This is a genomic window from Exiguobacterium sp. s95 (assembly GCF_018618655.1).
GTDB classification, from domain to species: Bacteria; Bacillota; Bacilli; order Exiguobacteriales; family Exiguobacteriaceae; genus Exiguobacterium_A; species Exiguobacterium_A oxidotolerans.
In genome coordinates this window covers 56,496-80,196 of record NZ_JACSMM010000009.1, presented here as the reverse complement: position 1 = coordinate 80,196, position 23,701 = coordinate 56,496, and the positions used below count along the sequence as shown (strand labels likewise).

Genomic DNA, 23,701 nt, shown 5'->3' with positions numbered 1-23,701 from the left:
TCCGTGCTACACTTGTTTCAAATCTTTTAAATAAGGACGGTCTACACCCATGCCAAAATATCTTCAAATTTCCCGACAACTCGCCGCCCGGATTCAGGATGGATCATTACCTGCTGAAACGAAATTACCGTCAGAAACGGAATTGATGGCAGAATTCTCTTCGAGTCGCGGGACAGTCCGTAAGGCAATCGATGCGTTGCTCGAAAAAGGCTTTGTTCGTAAACAACAAGGAAAAGGCGTCTTCGTCTTGAGTCAAGATGCGATCGAGTTTCAGTTCAATGGCATCGTCAGCTTCTCGGAAGCCCATCAAAAAATGGGGCAACACGAAGTTGAAACGGACGTTTTGTCTTGCGACGTCATCGATGCGACGGATGAGCTCGCTCAGTTATTCAGTGTAAAAAAAGGAACATCGATCACACGAATCAAACGGATTCGAATCATCGACGGTGAACGCGTCATTTTTGATATCAACCACTTCGTGACAGAACTCGTCCCAGGACTCACTTCAGCGGTCGTTTCCGGCTCGATTTATACGTATATCGAACAAAAGTTGAACCGGCAAATCAGCTATGCGAAACGAAAAATCGAAGCGCAACCTGCGACAGCTGAAGATCGGGAACAACTCGACTTAGAAGGGACGACACATGTCATCGTCATCACGAATGACACGTATTATTATGAAGGGCAACATTTCGAACATACGGAATCGCGCCACCGTCTCGATAAATTTCAATTTACGGATATCGCGCGTCGATAGACCGCAAGATGGCCGCTCAAAAGACGATTCGAGACAGATTGCGCTCTAAACCGTTTGCATTCCTGGATTTTCCTCATGGTATGACCTGAAAAGTGTCACGTTTCGTTGACTCCTACGGGGAAAAGTGCGTTTTTAACGCACGTTCAGAGGCAGGCAAGACCCTGCTCGTTGTCCGTGAGGATCAAGGAGCAACGGCTTGCGTTTCGCCCGAGGAACACAACGAAAACAGACGCTTGATTTCCCGGTAGCACGTTGTCTACAGTCTTAAACCGCCTCCCGATTTTGTCGGAGAGGCGGTTTTTATCTTGATTCAGAAAGGATTGAAGTCTCCTCTTCTTCAATTCTTTCAAACTTATCTATATAAGTTATTGACTTAACTTATATAGATAAGTTAAGATGAATTTGCGCAGATAAGAAAACGTTTTCATTTCAAGTGATGTCTTCAGTTCAATCCAAAAGGAGAATGAGAGATGAAACCTAATTACCGTCAAATTGCTGAACAACTCATCGAACGAATCGGTGGGAAAGATAATATTGAGCAAGCCGCCCATTGTGTGACGCGGCTCCGCCTGACACTGAAAGATCAAAGCCTCGTCGAACAAGATGCCTTACTCGAAGTCCCGCTCGTCAAAGGGGCATTCCTGAATGCCGGCGTCTATCAAATCGTCATCGGCGCCGGGGATGTCGACCGCGTCTATGCCGAATTCATTCAATTGACCGGATTAAAAGCAACGACCATCGCCGACGTCAAATCGTCCGGTGCTTCGAAGATGAATCCGTTCCAGAAACTGATTAAAGTCTTCTCCGACGTCTTCATGCCAATCATTCCTGCCATCATCGTCGCTGGTCTCTTGATGGGGATCAACAATCTCTTCGGCATCGAGTTCGGCGGAAAAACGATGATTGACCGCTACCCGAACCTCCAGGGGTTATGGGATTTAATCAACATGATGGCGAACACCGCCTTCGTCTTCTTACCGGCACTTGTCGGCTGGTCGGCGACAAAACGGTTTGGCGGAAGTGAAGTCCTCGGGATCGTTATGGGACTGATGCTTGTCCACCCGGACCTCTTAAATGCCTGGAACTATGGACAAAGTGCGTTAAAAGGCGAGATTCCGACATTCAACATACTCGGTCTCTTCGAAATCGAAAAGGTCGGTTACCAAGGTCAAATTCTGCCTGTACTCGCAGCAGCCTATGTCTTAAGTACGATTGAAAAATGGCTCAAGGAACGTGTTCCGAATGCAATCCAACTCCTCGTCGTACCGATAACGACGATTACTTTAACTGGTTTCCTTGCCCTTGCTGTCATCGGTCCCGTCACGCGTCAGCTCGGCGACTGGATCACGATTGGTGTCGTCAATACGTTTGAAGCCGTACCATTGCTTGGTGCCTTGTTGTTCGGTGCCCTCTATGCACCACTCGTCATCACGGGGATGCACCATATGTTCATCGCCGTCGATCTTCAACTGATTGGACAAAGCGGTTCAACCTTCATCTGGCCGATGATCGCCATCTCGAATATCGCTCAAGGATCAGCGACGCTCGCCATGCTCTTCCTCGCGAAAAACGCGAATGATAAAAACATGGCGTCGACGTCCGCGATTTCTGCCTACTTCGGCATTACGGAACCGGCGATGTTCGGTGTCAATTTACGCTTTAAATATCCATTTTATGCAGCACTCGTCGGATCAGCCATCGCTTCTTCCTTCATCGCCGTCAGCGGTGTCTTAGCTCCTGCAATCGGTGTCGGTGGTTTACCTGCCTTCATCTCAATCGTTCCCGGATCGATTTTGTCGTTCATCATCGGTATGGTGATTGCGATTGTTATCCCGGTTGTCTGTACGTTCCTGTTCCATTACGTCTCGACGAAACGCGCACGAAAAGCGGCACTCAAAGATGCTGCGTAACTGTTTTTAGAAAGGTGTGACTTGTATGACGCTCACAACGACCGACTGGCGGAAATCCGCTGTTTATCAAATCTATCCGAAAAGTTTTTACAGCCCGGAAGGAAAAGCGACGGGCACCCTCCGTGGCGTCACGGAAAAACTCGACTATCTCGCGTCACTCGGCATTGATTATTTATGGCTGACACCCGTCTATGCCTCACCACAAAATGACAATGGGTATGATGTCAGCGACTATTATGCGATTGACCCTTCTTACGGGACGATGCAAGACTTCGATGACCTGCTTGCGGAAGCAACAAAACGTGATTTGTCGGTGATGATGGATATCGTCGTCAATCACTGTTCAACGGAGCACGACTGGTTCCAACAAGGACGGAATCCCGACAGTCCGTATCATGATTATTTCATTTGGCGGGATGAACCGACCAACTGGCAGTCGAAGTTCGGTGGTCCGGCCTGGTCGTTTGATGAAGTCGCCGGCAAATATTATCTTCATTTGTTCGATCAAACCCAAGCCGATCTCAACTGGGAAAACCCGCGTCTTCGCGAAGACATCTATCAGATGATGCAGTTTTGGCGCGACAAAGGGGTCCGTGGATTTCGCCTGGATGTCATCAATCTCATCTCGAAGGATCAATCGTTCCCCAATGATCCGACTGGAGACGGCAGAACGTTTTATACGGATGGACCTCGTGTCCATGAGTACCTCCAGGAAATGAATCAACGTGTGTTTGACGGTTATGACTTGATGACGGTCGGTGAGATGTCCTCGACGACACTCAATCATTGCCGGCAGTATTCAAATGTCAGCGAGGAAGAGTTGAAGATGACCTTTAACTTCCACCATTTAAAAGTCGACTATCCGGACGGTCAAAAATGGATAGCCGCGCCATTCGATTTTCTTGAGTTAAAACGGATCCTGTCGGACTGGCAAGTCGGGATGCAGGGAAAAGCGTGGAATGCCATCTTTTGGTGCAACCACGACCAGCCCCGTGTCGTCAGCCGGTTCGGTGACGATACCGTCTACCGCGTCGAAAGCGCGAAGATGCTCGCGACGACGTTACACGGTCTACAAGGCACACCGTATATTTATCAAGGCGAAGAAATCGGGATGACGAATCCGGACTTTACGGATCTTACAGATTATCGTGACGTCGAAACATTGAATCTCTATGAAGAAAAAATTGCTCAGGGCGAAGCATCTGAACAGATTCTTGCGGCAATCCGCCAAAAATCACGCGACAATGCCCGAACACCGATGCAATGGGACTCGACGCTTCACGCCGGTTTTTCAGAAGCAACGCCGTGGATCGACGTCGCTCCGAACTATACTGACATCAATGTCAAAGCTGCCGTCGCTAATCCTGATTCGGTGTTCCACCACTATAAAAAGTTGATTCAATTACGAAAACAATATGACGTGTTGACGAACGGAATGTATCGTCTTCTCACACCGGACGACTTGTCGATTTGGGCGTACGAACGAACGACAGAGGACGAACAGCTGCTCGTCCTCTCGAACTTCTACAGTTCAGAAACGACGTTCACGTTACCAGAGACGATGTCGGACGCCGACGTCTTGATTCAGAACTATCCTGATGTCGCACAAGACGGGCGCAACGTCACATTACGTCCATATGAGTCGGTCATGTTCTACCGGACCACTTAACGATTTGAAATGAATAGAGGGAGGTGGATTTCCAGTGTATGATCCGGAAATCCACCTCCCTTTCTCTTGTGAACGATAAGAATTTGCATAGAAACGGCCGATGCTTCCGTAAAAAGTCGGAAGCGTCGGCCGTTTGATGGATTGTGATCTGACTCCTGCGTCGGATTCACCTCCAAAGGAAATGATCGCTTTTGGATTCAGGAGGCGTTTCGATTTGCCTGTTCTTTTTTCAGCTGTTCGCGGAACAACCTCGTCTCGGCAATGACGACGCCGGACAGACCAAGCAGACCAATCAAGTTCGGTATTGCCATCAAACCGTTGAAGACGTCCGAGATGGCCCAAACCATGTTCAAGTTCGTCGTCATCGCGCCCAGTCCGGCGACGAGAACAAATACGACGCGGTACGGCACGATTGATTTTTGACCAAAGAGATAATAAATCGATTTTTCACCATAATACGACCAGCCGAGGACTGTTGAAAAGGCAAACAAGACAAGTCCAATCGTGACGATATACTTTCCGGTCGGACCGAGGAACACTTCAAAACTTGCAGTCGTCAATTCGACTCCTTCTAATCCGGTCCCGATTTTTCCACCCATGACGAGCGTCAATCCTGTCATCGAACAGACGAGAATCGTATCAAGGAAGACTTGTGTCATCGAGACGAGTGCTTGTCGTCCCGGGAAATCGGTTTTCGCAGCCGCCGCCGCGATTGGCGCTGAACCGAGACCCGCCTCATTCGAGAAGACGCCTCGGGCGACACCGTAACGAATCGCCGCCCCGATTGCACCACCCGTAATCGCTTCATTCGAGAACGTGCTGCTGAAAATTGTTGAAAATGCCGCTGGAATCAAGTCGTAGTTCATGATCAGGATCAATAAACCACTTCCGACATAAAAGAAAATCATGAATGGCACGAAAAAGCTGACGACTTTCCCAATCGATTTGACACCACCCAAAATGACGCCACCTGTTGCGACCATTAAGACGATTCCGGTCACGTAGAGCGGTACATCGAACGTTGACTTCATCGCGAGCGCGACCGAGTTCGTTTGAACCCCGTTACCAATCCCGAAAGCGGCAATCGAAGCGAAAGCGGCAAATAAAATCCCGAGCCACTTTTGCTTGAGCCCCCGTTCAAGATAGTACATCGGCCCTCCGGCCATCTGCCCCTTTTCATCGACGACACGGTATTTGACGGCGAGAATCGCCTCCGCATATTTGGTCGCCATGCCGAATAATCCGGATAACCACATCCAGACGATCGCACCTGGTCCCCCAAGGACGACAGCTGTTGCGACACCGACGATATTCCCCGTACCGACCGTTGCTGCCAGTGCGGTCATTAATGCCTGAAAATGACTGATGTCCCCTTCCGATTGTTTCGAGTCCTCTTGTTTCGTAAACGCGAGCTTTAACGCATAAGGAAGTTTTGTAATTTGAATGAATCCTAAACGAATCGTTAAGTAAATGCCTGTTCCGACTAATAGGATCAGTAACGGTGCTCCCCAAACCAAATTTGACACCGAACTTACCCACTCAGTGAATGACGTTCCCATGCTTTTCCCCCCTCTGCAATTCGTATGTAGACTTTCCCATTTTTTCAGAATTGACAGAATACTGTCAACCCTATTTCCTAAGTTCCCCTTTCAGAGATGTTCCACACATGAAAAAAACGCCGACCTCCTCCGGCGTGTCACGTCGGGGAAAATCGGCTGTTCGTCATTGGTTCATATCAGTAATCGATTGGGCCTCTTTTGCCTCTTCCGGCAGCTCAATCGACTCGATGGCATTGAATTTCGAAAACGTGGATTCATTCGTCATCTTAAAGGTCGTGCCTTCTGTGATTTCAAACTCCATCGTCATATCGAGCGTCTTCGGATAATACGTCTTTGCGTCATATGTCATCGTATATTCCATCTTTTTATAATCCACTTGATCCATCATCTCTTTCATCTGCGCCATCTGTCCCGATTGTTCGAGCGCGTCTTTCATGAAGTTTTTCAAGTCGTCCCCCGTCAAGTCCACATCAATTTGATAGAGTTCACCTTTTCTTTCGGCTGTCCAATTGTCTTTATACTTCTTCAACAGTTTCAGGTTTTGATCGGTCGAGACGGATGATTCCATGATGTCATTCATCTCCGAGATGTCTTGGACAAACCATTGCCCGTCCTGTGCGATATACATCTTGTCGTCGAGCATATAGCTCTCCATTTGTACATCCGAGCCATCTTCGACATTCTTCATCTTAATCGTTTGATGCATCGTATAAGGTTTTTGAATGACATCTGCTGCGACTTGCTGACTGACAGGCAGACCGCCGACTTCTGAAAAGATGTCGCTCTCCATATGAAACGACTGAATGTCCTCCTTTGCTGCCGTCGCCTTTTTTAACAGTTCACTATTCGACAGGTCGTCTTGACTGCATCCGGCAAGACCGACCGAAGAAACCATTGCCAGCGAAAAAAACCATCTTCCCTTCTTCATGTGCGTTCCCTCCTCGTTTACCTGTGTCTACGAGTCGATTTTGGAAAAAGTTTCAAACTGATTCAGTTACGCTTAGCGCTGATCCGGATAGAGCAACGGCTCAATGGCTTCAGGCCGCATCGGACGACCGAAATAATAACCTTGCATCCGTGTACACTTCAAGCGATTCAAGACGTTGACTTGTTCGAGCGTCTCGACCCCTTCCGCGATGACTGCTACATCCAGCGATTTTGCTAAATGAATGATGGAGGAAATCATCGCATACCCACTCGTCTCGATATTGATTTTTTTAACAAATTCACGCGGAATCTTTAACGTATCAATCGGGAAATCGACGAGACGGGATAATGAGGAATAGCCTGTCCCGAAATCATCAATCGAAATCGTGAACCCCAGCTCTTTCAAACGATGCATCGTCTTGACCGTATCCTCGATGTCTTCGACTGCCGATACCTCCGTGATTTCTAAATCGATTCGTCTCGGGTCGACGTCTGTTTCTGCTAAAAGTTGCATCAACGTCAGGACGAACGTTGGGTGATGGAACTGTTGCATCGATACATTCAAGCCTACCTTCAAGGCGATGTCTGCCTGTTCCCAGCGCTTCGCCTGCAAAAAGCCTTCACGTAAAACCCATTCGCCAAGACGAATGATCATCCCCGCTTCTTCCGCGAGGGGAATGAAATCGTTCGGTGAAATCATTCCGAGCTTCGGATGATTCCAACGGACCAACCCCTCGACACCGACCATCTGATACGTGATGGTGTCGACTTGAGGTTGATAGTACAGGACGAGTTGATTCGTCTCAATCGCATGGGGGAGCTCCGACTCAAGTCGTAGCCGGTATGACGCCGCTTCCGCAATATCATCAAAGAAGACGACCGTTTTTCCGCCTTTTGCCTTTGCCTGATACATCGCTAAATCCGCTTGTTTTAATAACGTCACGACATGTTTCGGTTCCGTTCTTTGATGGCGAACTACTCCGATGCTCGGGCTCGAGACGACTTCAAGTCCTTCAATATTGTACGGTATGCTCAACTGGTTAAGAAGGCGCCCGGTCCGGGTTCTCGCCCCTTCTTCCGACACGATATGACGGAGAATGACCGTGAATTCATCGCCTCCTTGTCGGGCGACGACGTCTTCGATTTCTGTCGCGCGGCGTAAGCGTTCTGCGACTTGAATCAGCAATTGATCGCCGATGTGATGTCCAAACGAGTCATTCACGAGTTTAAAATCGTTTAAGTCGATGAAGCAAAGAATGATCGTTTCTTGACTTTGTTCTTGCTCGACTAAATGGTGTAACATCTCTTCGAAGTACTTTCGATTGACCGCTTTCGTCAAATGGTCATAGTACGCAAGCTGATGGATTTTCAATTCATTTTTCCGCATGTCTGTGATGTCACGACCGATGCCGAACAAACCAACAAGTCGTTTTCGGACACGAATCGGAATTGTCGTCACGCTGAGCAGGACATTGTTGCCACCTTCCTTTCGAAACACCGTCTCGAATTGTTCAGCGCTCATCTTATCTTGATCCGCCATGGCAGAAGTCCCTTGTCCAAGCAATTGATCGTACGACCGACCAATCAACTCGATCTCACAATGTTCCGTCAGTTTTTCGAATGATGGGTTCGCACTTTCAATTTGTCCTTTCAAATCAAGAGAATAAACGGCATCCGGATGATACGTAAAGAGTGATTCATAACGTTCCTTACTCTCTTCCAACTCGTCCGCCTTATGGTGGATTTCTTGAATCAATTGATGGTTACTTAAAATCATTAAAATTTGCCGGACTAAAATTAAGAGAATCGTCACCCCGCAACCAATCATCAATCCATTTAAGGCATCTCCCCGTTGCGCATAAAACAGCATTGTTGAGAACAATAGAAGTACGAGGAAATACGGTAAAAACAATCGCCCGAGATGCAAGGATTGCCTTTCTTCCTGATCGACTCGGATATGTTCCATCGTCACTTCTCCCGCATGACCGGAAATCGCGACTAACAATAAACTTAAAATGAATAACGGATCAATCGCTGCGGTGTTCTCATACCCATGGATGGTCGTCATATATAGAAAAAGGGTATCGGCGATAATCTGAATTAATATTCCGATTAACAAAAAGGAGAAACAGGTCGGTCGTGTGACAGTTTGTCGTTTTTCGATTAAGAAGTAGATGCTGATGACACAAAACAGCAATACGACATCATTCATCGGATACGCGAACGCGACGAAGTTTTCCGCTGTCGACGCTTGCCCATCCGCTAAAGAAGGACGAACCAAGAAAAACCAGCTGTATGTCACAGCGACAGTCATGACGATTAAAATATCAAACACGAATCGAATCAATTGATGTTTCGTCACGTATTTTCGAATCAAATGAAGAAATGCCATAAAGAAAAAGAACGATTGCAACATATAAAAAGGGTCCGGCAGACCGGGAAAAGGAACGGCAACCTGTTGGATATTTTCATAAGACATCCAAATCAGTTCCGCAATCAGATAACTTCCTGTTCCGAAAGCAAGATAGAGAAAAAACCGGCCTTGGTCCCGGCCATTCGTTCGATATGTGTGCAGTAAGAATAATGTTGCAGCTATACAGCCTATGATAGAAAAAATGTTATTTCCCCACGATGCCAGTTCCGGTCGATCGGCATAAAACCAGATCCAACTATAATAGCTCAAACTAAATAAAAGAACGCCGTATACGTAATGAATCCGCTTCATGTTCATTCGCCCCCCTTTCTTCCAAACCTCTAAGTTTTCCGTACTTTTATTATTATACGGTGGTTATACCATCCCGTGTATCCGTGACCATGAATTATTGATAAAAACCAAAAAAATTTCTATCGCATGTAAGAGGGGCGCGACCTCAAAAAGGAATCGCTCATTTTCCACGCGCTTTCCTGCAGGAGTCGCGTGAAACGAGTGATTCCTTTTGAACGATCTAACAGGTGGCGGATTGACTTTTACGTCTGTCCCCGTTTTACATCCGATAGAGAAACATTACTGAAAGCTGCGTAACAAGTTCGCCATCTCGATGGCAGAGACCGCCGACTCATACCCTTTGTTCCCTGCTTTCGTGCCGGCCCGTTCGACCGCTTGTTCAATCGAGTCCGTCGTCAATACACCGAAGATGATCGGAACACCCGTCTCACGCGACGCACCGGCAACACCTTTCGCGACTTCATTGCAGACATAATCGTAATGCGACGTCGCACCGCGGATGACGGCACCGAGTGTGATGATGGCATCATACTTACCGCTTTTCGCCAGTTTCTCCGCGACGAGCGGAATCTCGAATGCGCCCGGCACCCACGCCGTATCGACGCTATCCGCTTCGACACCGTGACGACGGAAGGCATCGTTTGCTCCTCCGACTAATTTAGAAGTGATCAATTCATTAAAACGTGCTGCGACGATCGCAACCCGGAGTCCTTCGCCCGTTAAAAATCCTTCGTATACCATCTTATTTTCCTCCTTCGAGATCGAGCAGATGCCCGAGCTTCGTCTGTTTGGTTTTGAGATACTGGTGGTTTTCTAAACTTGCCGGTACTTCATGCGGAACCCGCTCAAGCACAGTGATGCCGTACGTTTCGAGCGCTTGCTGTTTATCCGGGTTATTCGTCATCAAACGGATTTTCGTGACACCGAGGTCCTGAAGCATCGCTGCTGCGACGGCGTAGTCGCGTAAGTCGGCTGCGAATCCGAGCGCATGGTTCGCCTCGACCGTATCGAGTCCTTGTTCTTGGAGCTCATAGGCTTTCAGCTTCGCCATCAGACCAATCCCCCGACCTTCTTGCCGCAAGTAGAGGACAGCACCACCTTCTTGTTCAATCCGGTCGAGCGCCGCGTCGAGTTGCGGACCGCAGTCACACCGTTTTGATCCGAAGACGTCACCCGTCAGACATTCGGAATGAACGCGGACGAGCATCCCGTCTTCTGCTTCACCTGATAGCACCGTGACATGTTCCTTGGCGTCAGGTGTCGTATAACCAAGCATCCGAAACGCCCCGTGCGTCGTCGGTAACAAGACTTCCGCTTCACGGCGGACAGAGCGCTCGAGATAGCGGACGAGAGCATCGATCGTAATCATTTTTAAATCATGTTCTGCTTTATACGTCACTAAATCATCAACCCGTGCCATCGTCCCGTCGTCTAAAATGATTTCACAGATGACGGCCGCTTCGGCGCTTCCCGCGAGCCGTGCCAAATCAATCCCTGCTTCCGTATGACCACGCCGGACGCGAACGCCGCCTTCGTTTGCGATCAACGGAAAGATGTGTCCGGGACGCTTGAACTGCTTTGGACCATCCGTCAACATCCGCTGAATCGTCATTGCCCGTTCCGCTGCACTGATGCCGGTTTTCGCATCTTCATGATCAATGCTGATCGTAAAAGCCGTTCCGTGCGGATCCGTGTTGACATCTGTCATCGGCCGGAGTTCGAGTCGTGTTGCGATATCCGGACTGACCGGGACACAGACGAGTCCTTTGCCGTAAGTGATCATGAAGTTAATCATCTCGGGTGTCGCATGTTCCGCAAGTAACACGAGATCCCCTTCGTTCTCACGGTTTTCATCGTCACAGACGATGATCGGTCGTCCGCGTTTTAAGTCATCCACTGCTTCTTCAATCGAATCAAATCCGTTCATCATGCTTCGCCTCCTAAAAATGCCGACCAGTCCGTTTTCGCATCCTTCTGCGTAAAGTGATAGAGATGTTTCGCCATCAAGTCACATTCGATATTGACGAGGGCACCCGTCTGCAAGCGATCGAACGTCGTGACTTGGCGTGAATGGGGAATCAATGAAATCGTCACCGCGTCGTTTCCGACATGTTGCAGTGTCAGGCTCGTCCCATTAATCGCAATCGATCCTTTCGGAATACAGTACTTGCTCCAGTCGCCTGCCTCAAAACGGTATTCCATCGCTTCACCGTCCGGTCGCCGGCTGAGAAACCGAGCCGTTCCGTCGATATGACCGCTGACGAAGTGACCGCCGAACCGTCCATTCGCCGGCATCGCGCGTTCGAGTTGAACGGCTGCTCCGACCCGTAACGTCTGCAGCGACGTCGCTCGGATCGTCTCATGGACGGCATCGGCCGTGAATCCGCTCTTCGTCATCGCCGTCACCGTCAAACAAATCCCATCAACGGCAATGCTGTCGCCAATCTTTGTTCCGTCAAGCACTGCTGTCGCTTCAATTTCGAGCGCCAGCCCGTTCGGACGGGGGACTTTCCGTTTTATTGTGCCGAGTTCTTCAATCAATCCGGTAAACATGTCATCCTCTCCTTTCGTACATACTGGAGATGGACGTCCTGTCCGATTTGGTTCATTTTCACTAAATCAAAACAGTCTTCGATGTCCTGTGCCATTGTCAGAGATTTTGTCCCACTGAAGAGGGACGGTGCCTGGTAAAGTTCGATCGTGTCGACAAGGTCCGCTTCTAAAAATGCGGATTGAATCGTGGGACCACCTTCAATCAACAGACTGCGAATACCTTGTTCATATAAAAGTTCGAGGATTTGGTCCGGTGTCGCATACGCCCCGACGAAAACCGTCACGTTCGCCCGTTCGCTTGTTCGTGGCTGTTCCGTCAGCCAGTACGTCGGATTCAAGCCATCGTTTAAGACTTGGAATGTTTCAGTCAGGCGCCCGCGGCGATCGACAATGACACGGACCGGTTCGATGCCGGTCGAACTGCGCAACGTCAGTGCCGGGTCATCGATGATCACCGTGTCGCTTCCGACGAGAATCGCGTCGTGTATCCCGCGTAACTGCCGTCCGTCAGCACGTGCCGCTTCCGAAGTGATAAAGCGTTGTTCACCCGTCGCAATCGTCCCGTTCATCGTTTGGGCGACTTTCACTGTGACATGCGGACGTTTTCGTTCAATCGCCGTCCAAAATGGTTCATACAGTGCCACTGCCTCGTCTTTTAGTAGACCGACTTCGACGTCAATCCCCGCCTGACGGAGACGTGTGATACCGCTTCCTGCGACGAGCGCGTGGCGGTCCTTTGTCGCGACAAAGACGCGCGCAATGCCGGCTTTTAGAATCGCTTCCGTACACGGCGGTGTTTTGCCGTGATGATTGCACGGTTCGAGTGTCACGTAGAGATCGGCTCCGCGTGCTGCTTCACCTGCCATGAGGAGCGCTTCGACTTCGGCATGGGGTCCTCCCGCATAACGGTGGGCCCCAAAACCAACAATCCGCCCCTGTTTGACGATGACGCAGCCGACACTCGGATTCGGGCTCGTTTGACCGTTTAACATGTGTGCTAGTTGCATCGCATAACTCATGAATGTTTCCATTTTTTCCGCTCCTTTCAATAAAAAAGACGCCTCCTGTAAAAGGGGCGTCGTGATTGAAGGATTGACGAAATAAGCGTCTCGCGTTTCTGTTTTTACACATACAGAAACAGACCTTTCCCTGAAAACATTTTTTCAGAAAATGGCAGCAAGCGCATTGTTTCGTCCTTCTCCCATCCGGACTTTACCGTCGGCCCTGGAGTCTCACCAAGTCAGCCACAGTGCGTACACTGCAGGTCGCGGGCTCATCGATTTATCAATCGCATCACCGCCGGTTGGGATTTTCACCCTACCCCGAAGAACTGGTTATTGAGTTATACAGCTCAAGACTAGCACAGGTCATTCTAAAATACAAAATGAATTGTATTTCATTCTCTTTTTTAGGAAAACATCAAAAAAAGAACCCTTCTCTTAAAAGAAAAGGATTCTTCCATCTGCACTAAGGCAGAATCCGCTCCGCTCATCTTTCAGACAAACGTCTGACGGAATTGGCACAGTACGACGTAAGAAGTCTGTTGCCGAGGTTTCGTAGGGCCAGTCCCTCCACCTCTCTCGATAAGTGCTACGGTATGAAGTTCATATGTGTGATGTTTCAAGTCGTTCTTATGTCGTGAATCTAATGCTTACACTACGGGGATTCCCTTCTCAAGTCAACCATATTTTCAAAATTAAACCAAATTACCCAGTTTATCAATTTCGACTTCTTTTTGACGTCTTGACAACGTATTTCAATCAATGCTATCCTCTTCACAATGATTATTCCGACAATTCCTATACGATATATCAAGAGTGGGCGAGAGATCTGGCTCTACGAACCCACGGCAACCTGCAACATGCAAGGTGCTCCGACCAGCAAAGCCGATGCTTTGGATGATACTTACGAGAATCTCGTAGTGCGCCTAAAGCACTACGAGTTTTTTAATAGAAGGAGGAACCCTTTATGAATTCATCATCACCCGTCCTGTTTGGCGCAGAAGCTTTTTTGATTGAACGAGGTCCAATCGGTATTTTACTGTCTCACGGTTTTAACGCAACCCCTCAAAGCGTCCGTACTGTCGGAGAGCAGTTTGCCGCCCAAGGGTTTACCGTGTATGCCCCGCGTCTCGACGGACACGGGACGAGCATCCGTGATTTCGAAGCGTCGACTGCTGAAGATTGGAAACAAAGCCTCCGCCAAGGGTTCGACGTCTTAACCAATCATTGTTCGTCCATTTTCATCGCCGGACAATCGATGGGTGCGACACTTGCCCTTGCACTCGTCGCGGAAGGATTACCTGCTGACGGATTGATTACGATCAATGCAGCGTTAGCGATTCCTGCCTATGAAGCATTATCTTTTGAAGACTGTCCACGCTACTTAAAAGAAAGTACCCCAGACATTAAACGTGAAGCGTTTGAAATCATCTATGACCAGGTCCCTGTCGTCTGCGCATCGGAACTTTTGACCTTGATTGACCAGACACGTCCACTCTTACCAGCCATCGAGATTCCAACACTTATTTTATATTCTGCCGAAGACCATGTCGTCCCGCCTGAAAGTTCGGATTACCTTTATCAAGTCATCGGTTCGACGGACAAACGGAGCTATTGCCTGCTTGACTCCTATCATGTCGCGACCCTCGATTATGATCAAGAAACGATTGTCCGCGAGGCAACACACTTTGTACACCAATATAGTCGTTTGACCCACACCGGTTGATGTCTTTCCTGCGCAAAAGCAAGGGATGAAGACTGTTTCGATGCGTGTTTCAAGCATCGACTAAGCCGTCCAGAACAATATGAATGCGCAAAAAAAATGGCCGATGCTCCCTTGAAACGATGGGAGTATCGGCCATTTGATTGATGTGGTCCTGACTGATGAATCAGTCCTTCGTTTACTTCATCAGTTCTGTTGCTGTTTCTTCCATTGTTGCAGGGCTTGCGATTTCCCCGGCACTTCATGGCAGTGGCGACAACGCGGCTCATACGACTCTGACGCGCCGACTAAAATGATTGGATCATTGTAGTTGGCAGGTCGACCGTCGATTAAACGTTGCGTCCGCGATGCCGGGTCACCGCACGACAGGCAGATCGCCTGCAGTTTCGTGACGAACTCTGCCCGTGCGAGAAGTTCCGGCATCTTACCGAATGGTTCCGCCCGGAAGTCTTGATCGAGTCCGGCACAGATGACACGTTTTCCGTCCTGCGCGAGGGCCTCGATGACATCGACGATTTCATCATCAAAGAACTGAACTTCGTCAATCGCGACCACTTGTGTCTCTTGTGCGACTGCCGCGTACACGTCACGGCTCGTCGCCATCGGTACCGCGATGACAGAGTTGCCGACGTGCGAGACGACATGTTCTTCATGATAACGGTCGTCGATTGCCGGTTTAAACACTTGGACCGGCAACTTCCCGTACTGAGCCCGGCGAACGCGTCGAATCAATTCTTCCGACTTACCAGAGAACATACTTCCGCAAATCACTTCAATCCAACCATACTGATTTATTACATGCATCATTGCAGACACCGTCCTCTAAAATTAGTCACTTTAACGAGTATAGCCCGAATCGAATATAAGGAAAAGAGTTGACTTCTCGAAATCAAAAATCCATCCGTTCATTCCCATGATTCCCCACCTTGTCGTTTTAACCAGTCCTCATTTCCTGTACACTATAGAAGAAGAATTTATGAAGGAAGGTGTTCCCGATCCATCACATATTACATGAAGTGCTTCATCAATATGGTTCATTCGGACTTGCGATCCTTCTAGCCGGGGGGATCATCGGGCTTCCTGTTCCGGATGAAACGTTACTGATCATGTCCGGTTTTTGGATGCATCAAGGCAATTTACCCTTAATCGGAACGATTCTCGCCGCTTACGCCGGAAGCTGTATCGGGATGACGATCAGCTACCTGCTTGGTCTGAAACTCGGAATGCCGTTGCTTCATCGAATCGGACCGAAGTTTCGCATTTCTGAAAAACACATTGTCACGGCAGAAGCCGGCTTTCTTCGTTACGGCAAGTCGGTCTTGATTATCGGTTACTACATACCTGGCCTTCGCCAACTGTCCGCTTTTTTTGCCGGTGTTTCGAAGATGCCGTTTCGGGTTTTCGCCGTCTATGCGTATACCGGGGCTTTGATTTGGATTAGTGTCTTTCTCGGCGCAGGTTTTTTCCTCGGCCGACATTTTTCCTTCAGTCGTCTCTTCGAACAATTCGCGACAAATCCTGACTTGCTCCCGTATATCACCGGCATTGCCGGCGCAATCGGCTCATCGTTCGTGTTGAAGACTTACCTGACCTATCGCGCCCAGTTCAGTCTATACAAAAACAGCCTGCTCCAGTGATGGAGACAGGCTGTTTTTTAATGGATAGGTCGCAATTACTTGCGGCCGTATTTTTTGTTGAAGCGATCGACACGACCGTCTGCAGCGTTGAACTTTTGACGACCAGTGTAGAATGGGTGCGAGTCCGAAGACACATCCACGCGGATGAGTGGGTACTCGTTTCCATCTTCCCAAGTGATTGTTTCGTTCGAAGAACGAGTAGAACCAGTTAAGAATTTGTACTCAGTAGTTGAATCCATAAATACAACTTTGTTGTAGTTTGGGTGAATTCCTTGTTTCATGGTTGATTTCTCTCCTTCCGCCCTGGTTCATTTGCTGAGCCAGAGTAAGTTACCTTCCTATACTAAACGATTTTTCATCGTCTCGCAATACCTATTTTCAAGTCGGTGTATCTGTTTTGATCGTCCGTGGTTTAGCTGCTGCCCGGCGAATCGGCTTCTTCTTTTCCTTCAACAGTTCAACGAAGAATTCTTCATTATTTTTCGTATCCTTAATCTTGCGCAAGAAACTGTCGACGAACTCGTTTGATTCATTCATCGTCCGACGAATCGTCCACAACGCATCGAGTTGATCTTTCGGTAGGAGCAACTCTTCTTTCCGTGTGCCGGATTTCCGGATATCGATCGCCGGGAAGATGCGACGCTCTGATAGTTTCCGGTCAAGATGAAGCTCCATGTTGCCGGTCCCTTTAAATTCTTCATAGATGACATCGTCCATCCGTGAACCGGTCTCAACGAGTGCTGTCGCGAGAATCGTCAAACTGCCGCCATGTTCGATGTTCCGTGCTGCTCCGAAGAAACGTTTCGGTTTATGGAAGGCAGCCGGGTCAATCCCCCCTGATAAGGTCCGTCCGCTTTGCGGGACGGTCAGGTTATAGGCACGCGTCAGACGTGTGATCGAGTCCATCAAGATGACGACATCTTTTTTATGCTCGACGAGACGCATCGCCCGCTCAAGGACGAGTTCTGAAATCCGGACGTGGTTATCCGGTGTCTCATCAAACGTCGAACTGACGACGTCTGCTCCCGGTACGGAACGTTCGATATCCGTCACTTCCTCCGGTCGTTCATCAATCAAAAGAATGATTAACTCAACATCCGGATGGTTGACTTGAATCGAATTCGCAATCTCTTTTAACAAGGACGTCTTCCCCGCCTTCGGTGGTGCGACAATCAATCCGCGTTGCCCGAATCCGACCGGCGCAATCATGTCCATGACACGAACCGACAGATGACGCGGTTCTGTTTCAAGACGCATTAAACGATCGGGGTAGATCGGTGTCAGCGCAGGGAAGAATAAACGGTTTCGTGCCGTGTCCGGCGCTTCTCCATTCACTGCTTCAACACTCAATAAACCTTGGAAACGTTCATTTTCCTTCGGTGGCCGGACTTTTCCCGTGACGACATCTCCATTGCGAAGATTAAAACGACGAATTTGTGAAGCGGCGATGTAAATATCTTCAGAGGATTGTGAGTAGTTGATGGGACGAAGGAAGCCGAAACCACCATCGTTTTGCATCTGTGGATTGCCGGGGATGACTTCAAGCACCCCTTCGAGGAAGTAGAGACCGGTTGATTCTGCTTGTGCTTTTAAAATCTTGAACATTAACTCACGCTTTCGCGCTTCCCGGTATTGCGGAACATTTTTTGCTTTCGCAATTTCATATAGATCCTTCAATGTCAGATTACCGAGTTGGGCAAGTGTATAGGAACGTTCTGGTTTATCGGTTTTTTCAGTTGGCATATGCATTCACCTATTCTTTATAAATTCAACAGCAAAGTTCTGTAACGTATTTAATGATAAAGCAAAAAAATCTTTTGTGAATTAAAGGTATCACATATCTACCACTTTCGTCGTGATTTAGCGAATGGAAATTTCTTCTTTGTAATATTCCACGATATTATTGCAGTTATATTACAGAAAAGCGGTATTTTGTAGCGGAACTGAAAAAACGTTTTCACACGACCGCATGCTAAGATATTCCTGCAGAGAAAAACTTACAAAGTCGTAAGGATGACTGCCTAAACAAACACTCAATGATTTCATTATATAACTCGGTCACATAAATTTTAATTAAAATGGAGGAATTCACATATGAAACGTTTTCTAGCATCGGTCGCGACAGCCGCATTAGTGGTTTCAGGTTTTGCGTCAGTGGGAACAGGTAAAGTTGAAGCTGCTACAATTACTAAAGTCAAAATCATGGATAACGGATTACGCGTTCGTTCAGGTGCCTCTACAAAATCTTCAATCGTCGGTAAAGTTAACGCAGGTCAAACATTCCGTTATAAAGGAAAGTCAGGTAGCTGGACGAAGATTTATTACGGTGGGAAAACACGTTACGTGTACACGAAGTATACAAAAACATACAAGAAAAAAACATCAACTTCAACAGCTAAGAAAACAACGACTTCTTCTTCAACACGTACAAAGATCTTAAGCGAAGCAGCAAAACATAAAGGTACGCCTTACGTCTGGGGCGGTACAACAACACGCGGTTTTGATTGCTCTGGTTTCACAAGCTACGTTTATAAGAAAGCAGCTGGAAAAACACTTCCACGCTCGTCTTCTTCACAATACTCTTCATCTAAGAAAGTCAGCGTCTCAAGCGTTCAACCGGGAGATCTCGTCTTCTTCTCACACGGTAGCGGCATCCAACACGTTGGTATCGCGACAAGCAAGACAAGCATGGTCAACTCGGAAACGGGTGGCGTTAAATACTCAAGCTTCAAATCAGGATACTGGGGTTCACGTCTCGTCGGAGCCGGTTCTTACCTTTAATCCAAACACGATCGTCCAAGCGGTTGAGCATCGGCTCAATCGCTTTTTTGTTTGTTCTGCGCTATCGTCTAGTTAATACCCTTTTTCTATCAATTCAATCCACGAAACAGGAGCGTGATCCTATGAACGTATTGATTACAGGAGCCTCAGCAGGAATCGGTCGCGAGCTCGCACGGTTATATGGCATGCAAGGAGATCATCTGCTGCTCGTCGGGCGCAATGCCGAAAAACTGTTCGAGACGAAGTATCTCGTCGAACAAGAAGGAGGAACGGCTGAGGTCTATCCTTACGACATCGGACAGCCCCTCCACATCGAAGCCCTCCTTCGGGCGACAAAAGATGATTCGGTCGATCTCTTAATCAACAATGCCGGTTTCGGATTATTTGGTGAGTTTCTCGAAACCGAACTTTCACGTGAACTGAACATGATTGATGTCAACATCCGGGCCCTGACTCATCTGACAAAAGCTTATGCACAGCGGATGCGGGACCAAGGTATACAAGGTCGGATCGTACAGATCGCTTCGACGGCAGCATTTCAAGCCGGTCCGTTCCTAGCCGTCTATTATGCAACAAAAGCCTACGTCTTAAGTTTTTCCGAAGCTTTAGCAGAGGAACTCGCGCCTTACGGCATTCAAGTCACGGCGGTTTGTCCCGGTGCGACCCATACCGATTTCGAAGCGACGGCCGGCCTGTCTGCTTCCCGTTTGTTTAAACGCCCCGGCATCATGGATGCGCCAACCGTCGCTAAGCTATCCTTCGATGGATACATGCAAGGCAAGACGCTGGTGATTCCTGGTGCAAGCAATGCCTTCTATGTTTTCCTGACGCGGCTCTTACCACGTCAAACACTCACAAAGATGAGCGCTTCCGTCCAAGCACCGTTGAAAGAATAGTTGGTTCACAAAAGAAAAAGACCTTTCCGAAAAAATCGGAAAGGTCTTTCAGCGTGTAGACAAACTATTAAAAAGCGTAAACATATGGTATCGAGATGCAATCCGTTCGCGCTTCCCTGTCTCGCCTCGTCTTCAAAGCGGCAATCGGTCACGCCGCTACAGCAAAGCTGCAGGGTCGCGACCGATTGCTTTTCGCGGTTCTAAGCGATTCGAAACGGATTGCGCTCTAAAACGTCTCCATGTCCGGCTTTTTGGTCACGGTATTAGCTAAAAAGCGTCATGTTTCGTTGACTCCTACGGGAAAAAGTGCGTTTTTAACGCACTTTCAGAGGCAGGCAAGACCCTGCTCGTTGTCCGTAAGGACCAAGGAGCAACGGCTTGCGCCTCGCCCGAGGAAAGCAACAAATAAAGACGCTTTTTTTTCCTGATAGCACTTTGTCTACAGTCCGAAAGACCTTTCCGAAAAAATCGGAAAGGTCTTTCTTTGTTTTGCTCAGTTTCATGCATTACTTGATGACGAGCTTCGGTTTCTTTTTGAACGAGTGATGTCCTTCGACGAAACGAACGGTTCCTGATTTTGCGCGCATGACGACAGAGTGCGTTTGTCCACCTTGTCCGGAGAACTGAACACCTTTCATCAGCTCACTGTCCGTTACGCCCGTTGCAGCAAAGATACAGTCATCTCCTGAAACAAGATCGTCCATCATGAGGATTCTTGACGGATCTTCAATCCCCATCTTTTTACAGCGTGCGACTTCCGCCTCGTCTGCAGGAAGCAGACGGCCTTGGAGTTCACCGCCGAGACATTTGAGCGCAACGGCTGCAAGCACACCTTCAGGCGCTCCGCCTGAACCGAGCAGTAAATCAATCCCTGTATGCGGGAATGCGGTATTGATTGCCGCTGCGACATCACCGTCACCAATCAAGCGAATCCGTGCTCCCGTTGCCCGAATCCGTTGAATGACTTCTTCATGACGTTCACGATCAAGAATCGAGACGACGACGTCTTCGATGTCTTTATTTTTAGCTTTCGCGACAGCGGCGATGTTTTCTTCAATCGTCGCATCTAAGCTGACGTGACCTGCCGCTTCCGGACCGACAGCAATTTTATCCATATACATGTCCGGTGCATGGAGCAAATCGCCGGCATCTGCAACAGCGAGTACGGCAAGCGCACCCCATGTTCCTTTTGCGACGATGTTCGTTCCTTCAAGCGGGTCGACGGCAACATCGAGTCGTGGGCCATATCCATTTCCAAGCTTTTCTCCAATGTAGAGCATCGGTGCTTCATCCATCTCACCTTCGCCAATGACGACCGTTCCCTTCATCGGGATCGTATCGAAGACATCACGCATTGCGCTCGTCGCCGCGTCATCTGCCTCATTCTTCAAACCTTTCCCCATCCAGCGGGCAGAGGCAAGTGCCGCCGCCTCTGTTACGCGTACAAGTTCCATTGATAGACTTCTTTCCATGTGTATGTCCCCTCTCTTTTGCTAAAAATCGGTCAGACCGTTTCGCGCCATACGAGGGCCCCGAGCCCTTTTAACTTTTCATCGAACCGTTCATAACTTTGATCGATGAGTTCAGCATGATGCAACAACGTTTCGCCTGAAGCGAGCATTCCACTTAGAACGAGTGCTGCCGCGCCACGCGGATCTTTCGCCTCGAGTTCTGCCCCAAACAACGTTTCACCACCGCGGATGATGATGGAAGCAGCATCTTCATGCGTAATCCGTGCACTCAGGCGACGCATTTCTTGGACGTGACGGAAACGTTGGGGGTACAGCTTATCAACAACGATGCTCGCACCCTTCGCTTGCAAAAGCGCCGCTGAGATGATTGGTTGCATGTCACTCGGAAACCCACCGTAATGGAAAACCCTGATATCGACCGGTTTCATTTCCCCGATTGAAGCCGTGACTGCATCGTCTGCGACTTCAACCTTCGCACCGAACCGTTCGAGCTTTTGAATGATGCTTTCAAGATGTAACGGAATGACGTTGTCGACCGTGACGCGTCCAAGGACGGCGCCCATCGTCAGAAACGTTCCCGCCTCCATCCGGTCAGGAATCAGTGTATGACGACAGCCTTGAAGCGATTTAATCCCTTTGATGCGAATTTCATCGGTCCCTGCACCTTTGACGCTCGCTCCCATGTTCGTAAGCATCGTACTGACATCGATTACTTCCGGATCATAGGCGGCATTTTCAATCACTGTCGTTCCTTCAGCCATGACGGCGACGAGTAACGCACTGATTGTCGCACCGAAGGAAGGTAAATCAAGATAGATGCGGTTACCCTTCAACTCTTCGACACGCATGTAGTAAACACCTTGTTCGTTTCGCATCGAAACACCGAGACGCTCGAGTGCTTTAATGTGTAAATCAATCGGTCGAGGACCGATGGCATAGCCACCGGGTAAACCGACGACCCCCTGTTTAAATCGCGCTGCAAGAATGCTCATGAGGTAGATTGATCCACGTAATTTCCGTGTCTCCGCTCCCGTCAAAGGCATTGGTTCGACTTGACTCGGGTCAATCGTCACCATATCGCCTTGACGTGTCACGACGGCTCCAAGCGTCTCCATGATTTGGATCATCGTCGTAACGTCGCCAATGTCCGGCACACCCTCAAGTACGACTTGCTGATCCGTCAAGAGTGCGGCCGCGAGGCATGGAATCGCACTTTGTTTCGAACCGCTGATCAAGACCGTTCCTTCAAGGCGTTGTTGCCCTACGATATACAAAATGTCCACTATCCATCAACCTTTCTTCACCATCTATTATTGCTGGGCTTTTTCCCAGTCCGCGAGAAACTTCTCGATTCCTTGAGTCGTCAATGGGTGGTGTGTCAACGACTCAATGACGTTGAACGGAATCGTCGCGATATCTGCACCTGCAAGTGCTGCATTCGTGACATGAATCGGATTACGAATCGATGCTGCAATGATTTGTGTCGGAATATCATGGACAACGAAGATTTGCGCAATCGTTTCGACGAGTCCCATTCCATCTTGCCCGATGTCATCGAGACGCCCGAGGAACGGCGAAACGTATGTCGCTCCAGCACGTGCTGCGAGAAGTGCCTGGTTCGGATTGAAAATCAATGTCACGTTCGTCGTAATTTTTTCTTTTGACAATGCTGCAACTGCTTCAAGACCAGCAGGTGTCATCGGAACCTTTACCGTAATGTTCGGTGCGATTTGTGCGAGTTCCTTCCCTTCACGAATCATTCCTTCTGCATCGAGTGCGATGACTTCCGCACTGACGGATACATCCCCGACGATTTCACAAATCTCACGGAGACGTGTATGGAAGTCGACGCCTTCTTTTGCGACGAGTGATGGATTTGTTGTAACCCCATCTAAAATCCCCATTTTATGTGCTTTTTTAATATCCTCTACGTTCGCTGTGTCGATAAAAAATCTCATTTTAATCCTTCCCCTTTCATCCCTTAAAGTATTCCCTTGAAATCGCTTACTGTTCCATTATAAATTTTTTTCGCTCGAAGTCCTAACGTTTTCCAAAAACAGTTTGCTTTCTAGATGAAAAAAAATGCGATAG

At 48.5% G+C, this 23,701-nt stretch carries 20 protein-coding genes and 3 riboswitches; of the genes, 7 read left to right on the top strand and 13 right to left on the bottom strand.

Translation table 11 applies throughout. From position 1 onward, the window contains the following. The first annotated feature begins 49 nt into the window (after window positions 1–49). The 3 genes from treR (at window position 50) to treC (ending at window position 4,336) form a co-directional block, all read left to right on the top strand. Window positions 50–757: a trehalose operon repressor gene (gene treR / locus KNP99_RS12990; RefSeq protein ID WP_214805812.1), complete on the top strand. Its 708-nt coding sequence runs from the start codon at window positions 50–52 to the stop codon at window positions 755–757. A 470-nt stretch (window positions 758–1,227) separates the two neighbouring features. After that, the gene (gene treP, locus KNP99_RS12985; protein WP_088837985.1) at window positions 1,228–2,667 is read left to right on the top strand and encodes a PTS system trehalose-specific EIIBC component; all 1,440 of its coding nucleotides are present in this window, start codon (window positions 1,228–1,230) and stop codon (window positions 2,665–2,667) included. Window positions 2,668–2,692: 25 nt separating this feature from the next. Beyond that, on the top strand, window positions 2,693–4,336 hold the full coding sequence (gene treC / locus KNP99_RS12980; protein ID WP_214808895.1) for an alpha,alpha-phosphotrehalase: 1,644 nt from the start codon (window positions 2,693–2,695) through the stop codon (window positions 4,334–4,336). Between the two features lie 197 nt (window positions 4,337–4,533). On the opposite strand, the gene KNP99_RS12975 is transcribed toward treC, so the two are convergent. The 7 genes from KNP99_RS12975 to ribD all read right to left on the bottom strand — a co-directional run bounded on the left by KNP99_RS12975 (window position 4,534) and on the right by ribD (window position 13,131). Continuing rightward, window positions 4,534–5,895, bottom strand: coding sequence for an alanine/glycine:cation symporter family protein (locus tag KNP99_RS12975; RefSeq protein WP_088837987.1), 1,362 nt, complete (start codon window positions 5,893–5,895; stop codon window positions 4,534–4,536). Window positions 5,896–6,058: 163 nt separating this feature from the next. After that, window positions 6,059–6,823, bottom strand: a complete 765-nt coding sequence (locus tag KNP99_RS12970) for a DUF6612 family protein (RefSeq protein WP_215193307.1) — start codon at window positions 6,821–6,823, stop codon at window positions 6,059–6,061. A gap of 72 nt (window positions 6,824–6,895) precedes the next feature. Continuing rightward, window positions 6,896–9,547, bottom strand: coding sequence for a putative bifunctional diguanylate cyclase/phosphodiesterase (locus KNP99_RS12965; RefSeq protein ID WP_251133101.1), 2,652 nt, complete (start codon window positions 9,545–9,547; stop codon window positions 6,896–6,898). Window positions 9,548–9,826: 279 nt separating this feature from the next. Continuing rightward, a complete protein-coding gene (gene ribH, locus KNP99_RS12960; RefSeq protein WP_088837990.1) occupies window positions 9,827–10,288 on the bottom strand; it encodes a 6,7-dimethyl-8-ribityllumazine synthase in 462 nt (153 codons plus the stop codon). A 1-nt stretch (window position 10,289) separates the two neighbouring features. Continuing rightward, window positions 10,290–11,474, bottom strand: coding sequence for a 3,4-dihydroxy-2-butanone-4-phosphate synthase (ribB, locus tag KNP99_RS12955; protein WP_214770968.1), 1,185 nt, complete (start codon window positions 11,472–11,474; stop codon window positions 10,290–10,292). Next, window positions 11,474–12,100, bottom strand: coding sequence for a riboflavin synthase (gene ribE, locus KNP99_RS12950; protein ID WP_088837992.1), 627 nt, complete (start codon window positions 12,098–12,100; stop codon window positions 11,474–11,476). Before ribE ends, ribB begins: the two co-directional genes overlap by 1 nt. Further along, window positions 12,085–13,131: a bifunctional diaminohydroxyphosphoribosylaminopyrimidine deaminase/5-amino-6-(5-phosphoribosylamino)uracil reductase RibD gene (gene ribD, locus KNP99_RS12945; protein ID WP_215193305.1), complete on the bottom strand. Its 1,047-nt coding sequence runs from the start codon at window positions 13,129–13,131 to the stop codon at window positions 12,085–12,087. Before ribD ends, ribE begins: the two co-directional genes overlap by 16 nt. A 158-nt stretch (window positions 13,132–13,289) precedes the next feature. Beyond that, a riboswitch (FMN riboswitch) is annotated at window positions 13,290–13,434 on the bottom strand. Window positions 13,435–13,585: 151 nt separating this feature from the next. After that, window positions 13,586–13,690: riboswitch (SAM riboswitch) on the bottom strand. A gap of 215 nt (window positions 13,691–13,905) precedes the next feature. After that, window positions 13,906–14,008: riboswitch (SAM riboswitch) on the top strand. 60 nt (window positions 14,009–14,068) lie between these two features. Between ribD and KNP99_RS12940 the strand changes: the two genes are divergently transcribed. Further along, the gene (locus KNP99_RS12940) at window positions 14,069–14,827 is read left to right on the top strand and encodes an alpha/beta hydrolase (RefSeq protein WP_088837993.1); all 759 of its coding nucleotides are present in this window, start codon (window positions 14,069–14,071) and stop codon (window positions 14,825–14,827) included. Window positions 14,828–15,010: 183 nt separating this feature from the next. On the opposite strand, the gene KNP99_RS12935 is transcribed toward KNP99_RS12940, so the two are convergent. Next, entirely contained in the window at window positions 15,011–15,628 is a 618-nt protein-coding gene (locus tag KNP99_RS12935; protein WP_034801409.1) for a thymidine kinase, read from the bottom strand. A 182-nt stretch (window positions 15,629–15,810) separates the two neighbouring features. Between KNP99_RS12935 and KNP99_RS12930 the strand changes: the two genes are divergently transcribed. Next, window positions 15,811–16,461: a DedA family protein gene (locus KNP99_RS12930; RefSeq protein WP_214767790.1), complete on the top strand. Its 651-nt coding sequence runs from the start codon at window positions 15,811–15,813 to the stop codon at window positions 16,459–16,461. Between the two features lie 35 nt (window positions 16,462–16,496). On the opposite strand, the gene KNP99_RS12925 is transcribed toward KNP99_RS12930, so the two are convergent. Continuing rightward, on the bottom strand, window positions 16,497–16,742 hold the full coding sequence (locus KNP99_RS12925; protein WP_012371588.1) for a type B 50S ribosomal protein L31: 246 nt from the start codon (window positions 16,740–16,742) through the stop codon (window positions 16,497–16,499). A 97-nt stretch (window positions 16,743–16,839) separates the two neighbouring features. Next, complete coding sequence (gene rho, locus KNP99_RS12920) at window positions 16,840–18,204, bottom strand: transcription termination factor Rho (protein WP_029331794.1); 1,365 nt, start codon at window positions 18,202–18,204, stop codon at window positions 16,840–16,842. A gap of 351 nt (window positions 18,205–18,555) precedes the next feature. Between rho and KNP99_RS12915 the strand changes: the two genes are divergently transcribed. Next, the gene (locus KNP99_RS12915; protein WP_088837995.1) at window positions 18,556–19,242 is read left to right on the top strand and encodes a C40 family peptidase; all 687 of its coding nucleotides are present in this window, start codon (window positions 18,556–18,558) and stop codon (window positions 19,240–19,242) included. 122 nt (window positions 19,243–19,364) lie between these two features. Then, on the top strand, window positions 19,365–20,138 hold the full coding sequence (locus tag KNP99_RS12910; protein ID WP_214808908.1) for an SDR family NAD(P)-dependent oxidoreductase: 774 nt from the start codon (window positions 19,365–19,367) through the stop codon (window positions 20,136–20,138). A gap of 506 nt (window positions 20,139–20,644) precedes the next feature. Here KNP99_RS12910 and glpX read toward each other — a convergent pair. The 3 genes from glpX to fsa are packed head-to-tail and all read right to left on the bottom strand — an operon-like array spanning window position 20,645 to window position 23,568. Then, the gene (gene glpX, locus KNP99_RS12905) at window positions 20,645–21,610 is read right to left on the bottom strand and encodes a class II fructose-bisphosphatase (RefSeq protein ID WP_088837997.1); all 966 of its coding nucleotides are present in this window, start codon (window positions 21,608–21,610) and stop codon (window positions 20,645–20,647) included. A gap of 32 nt (window positions 21,611–21,642) precedes the next feature. Next, window positions 21,643–22,893 (bottom strand): UDP-N-acetylglucosamine 1-carboxyvinyltransferase, encoded by a 1,251-nt coding sequence (murA, locus tag KNP99_RS12900; protein WP_215193304.1) that lies wholly within the window; start codon window positions 22,891–22,893, stop codon window positions 21,643–21,645. 27 nt (window positions 22,894–22,920) lie between these two features. Beyond that, on the bottom strand, window positions 22,921–23,568 hold the full coding sequence (gene fsa, locus KNP99_RS12895) for a fructose-6-phosphate aldolase (RefSeq protein ID WP_029331801.1): 648 nt from the start codon (window positions 23,566–23,568) through the stop codon (window positions 22,921–22,923). Window positions 23,569–23,701: the final 133 nt, after the last annotated feature.

Bases quoted from the DNA above. Each gene is read 5' to 3' on its own strand.
- KNP99_RS12915 (WP_088837995.1), top strand. From the start codon at position 18,556: ATGAAACGTTTTCTAGCATCGGTCGCGACAGCCGCATTAGTGGTTTCA.
- ribB (WP_214770968.1), bottom strand. From the start codon at position 11,474: ATGAACGGATTTGATTCGATTGAAGAAGCAGTGGATGACTTAAAACGC.
- treR (WP_214805812.1), top strand. From the start codon at position 50: ATGCCAAAATATCTTCAAATTTCCCGACAACTCGCCGCCCGGATTCAG.
- ribD (WP_215193305.1), bottom strand. From the start codon at position 13,131: ATGGAAACATTCATGAGTTATGCGATGCAACTAGCACACATGTTAAAC.
- KNP99_RS12975 (WP_088837987.1), bottom strand. From the start codon at position 5,895: ATGGGAACGTCATTCACTGAGTGGGTAAGTTCGGTGTCAAATTTGGTT.
- KNP99_RS12910 (WP_214808908.1), top strand. From the start codon at position 19,365: ATGAACGTATTGATTACAGGAGCCTCAGCAGGAATCGGTCGCGAGCTC.
- glpX (WP_088837997.1), bottom strand. From the start codon at position 21,610: ATGGAAAGAAGTCTATCAATGGAACTTGTACGCGTAACAGAGGCGGCG.
- ribE (WP_088837992.1), bottom strand. From the start codon at position 12,100: ATGTTTACCGGATTGATTGAAGAACTCGGCACAATAAAACGGAAAGTC.
- KNP99_RS12925 (WP_012371588.1), bottom strand. From the start codon at position 16,742: ATGAAACAAGGAATTCACCCAAACTACAACAAAGTTGTATTTATGGAT.
- KNP99_RS12965 (WP_251133101.1), bottom strand. From the start codon at position 9,547: ATGAAGCGGATTCATTACGTATACGGCGTTCTTTTATTTAGTTTGAGC.
- treP (WP_088837985.1), top strand. From the start codon at position 1,228: ATGAAACCTAATTACCGTCAAATTGCTGAACAACTCATCGAACGAATC.
- rho (WP_029331794.1), bottom strand. From the start codon at position 18,204: ATGCCAACTGAAAAAACCGATAAACCAGAACGTTCCTATACACTTGCC.
- fsa (WP_029331801.1), bottom strand. From the start codon at position 23,568: ATGAGATTTTTTATCGACACAGCGAACGTAGAGGATATTAAAAAAGCA.
- ribH (WP_088837990.1), bottom strand. From the start codon at position 10,288: ATGGTATACGAAGGATTTTTAACGGGCGAAGGACTCCGGGTTGCGATC.
- KNP99_RS12935 (WP_034801409.1), bottom strand. From the start codon at position 15,628: ATGCATGTAATAAATCAGTATGGTTGGATTGAAGTGATTTGCGGAAGT.
- KNP99_RS12940 (WP_088837993.1), top strand. From the start codon at position 14,069: ATGAATTCATCATCACCCGTCCTGTTTGGCGCAGAAGCTTTTTTGATT.
- treC (WP_214808895.1), top strand. From the start codon at position 2,693: ATGACGCTCACAACGACCGACTGGCGGAAATCCGCTGTTTATCAAATC.
- KNP99_RS12970 (WP_215193307.1), bottom strand. From the start codon at position 6,823: ATGAAGAAGGGAAGATGGTTTTTTTCGCTGGCAATGGTTTCTTCGGTC.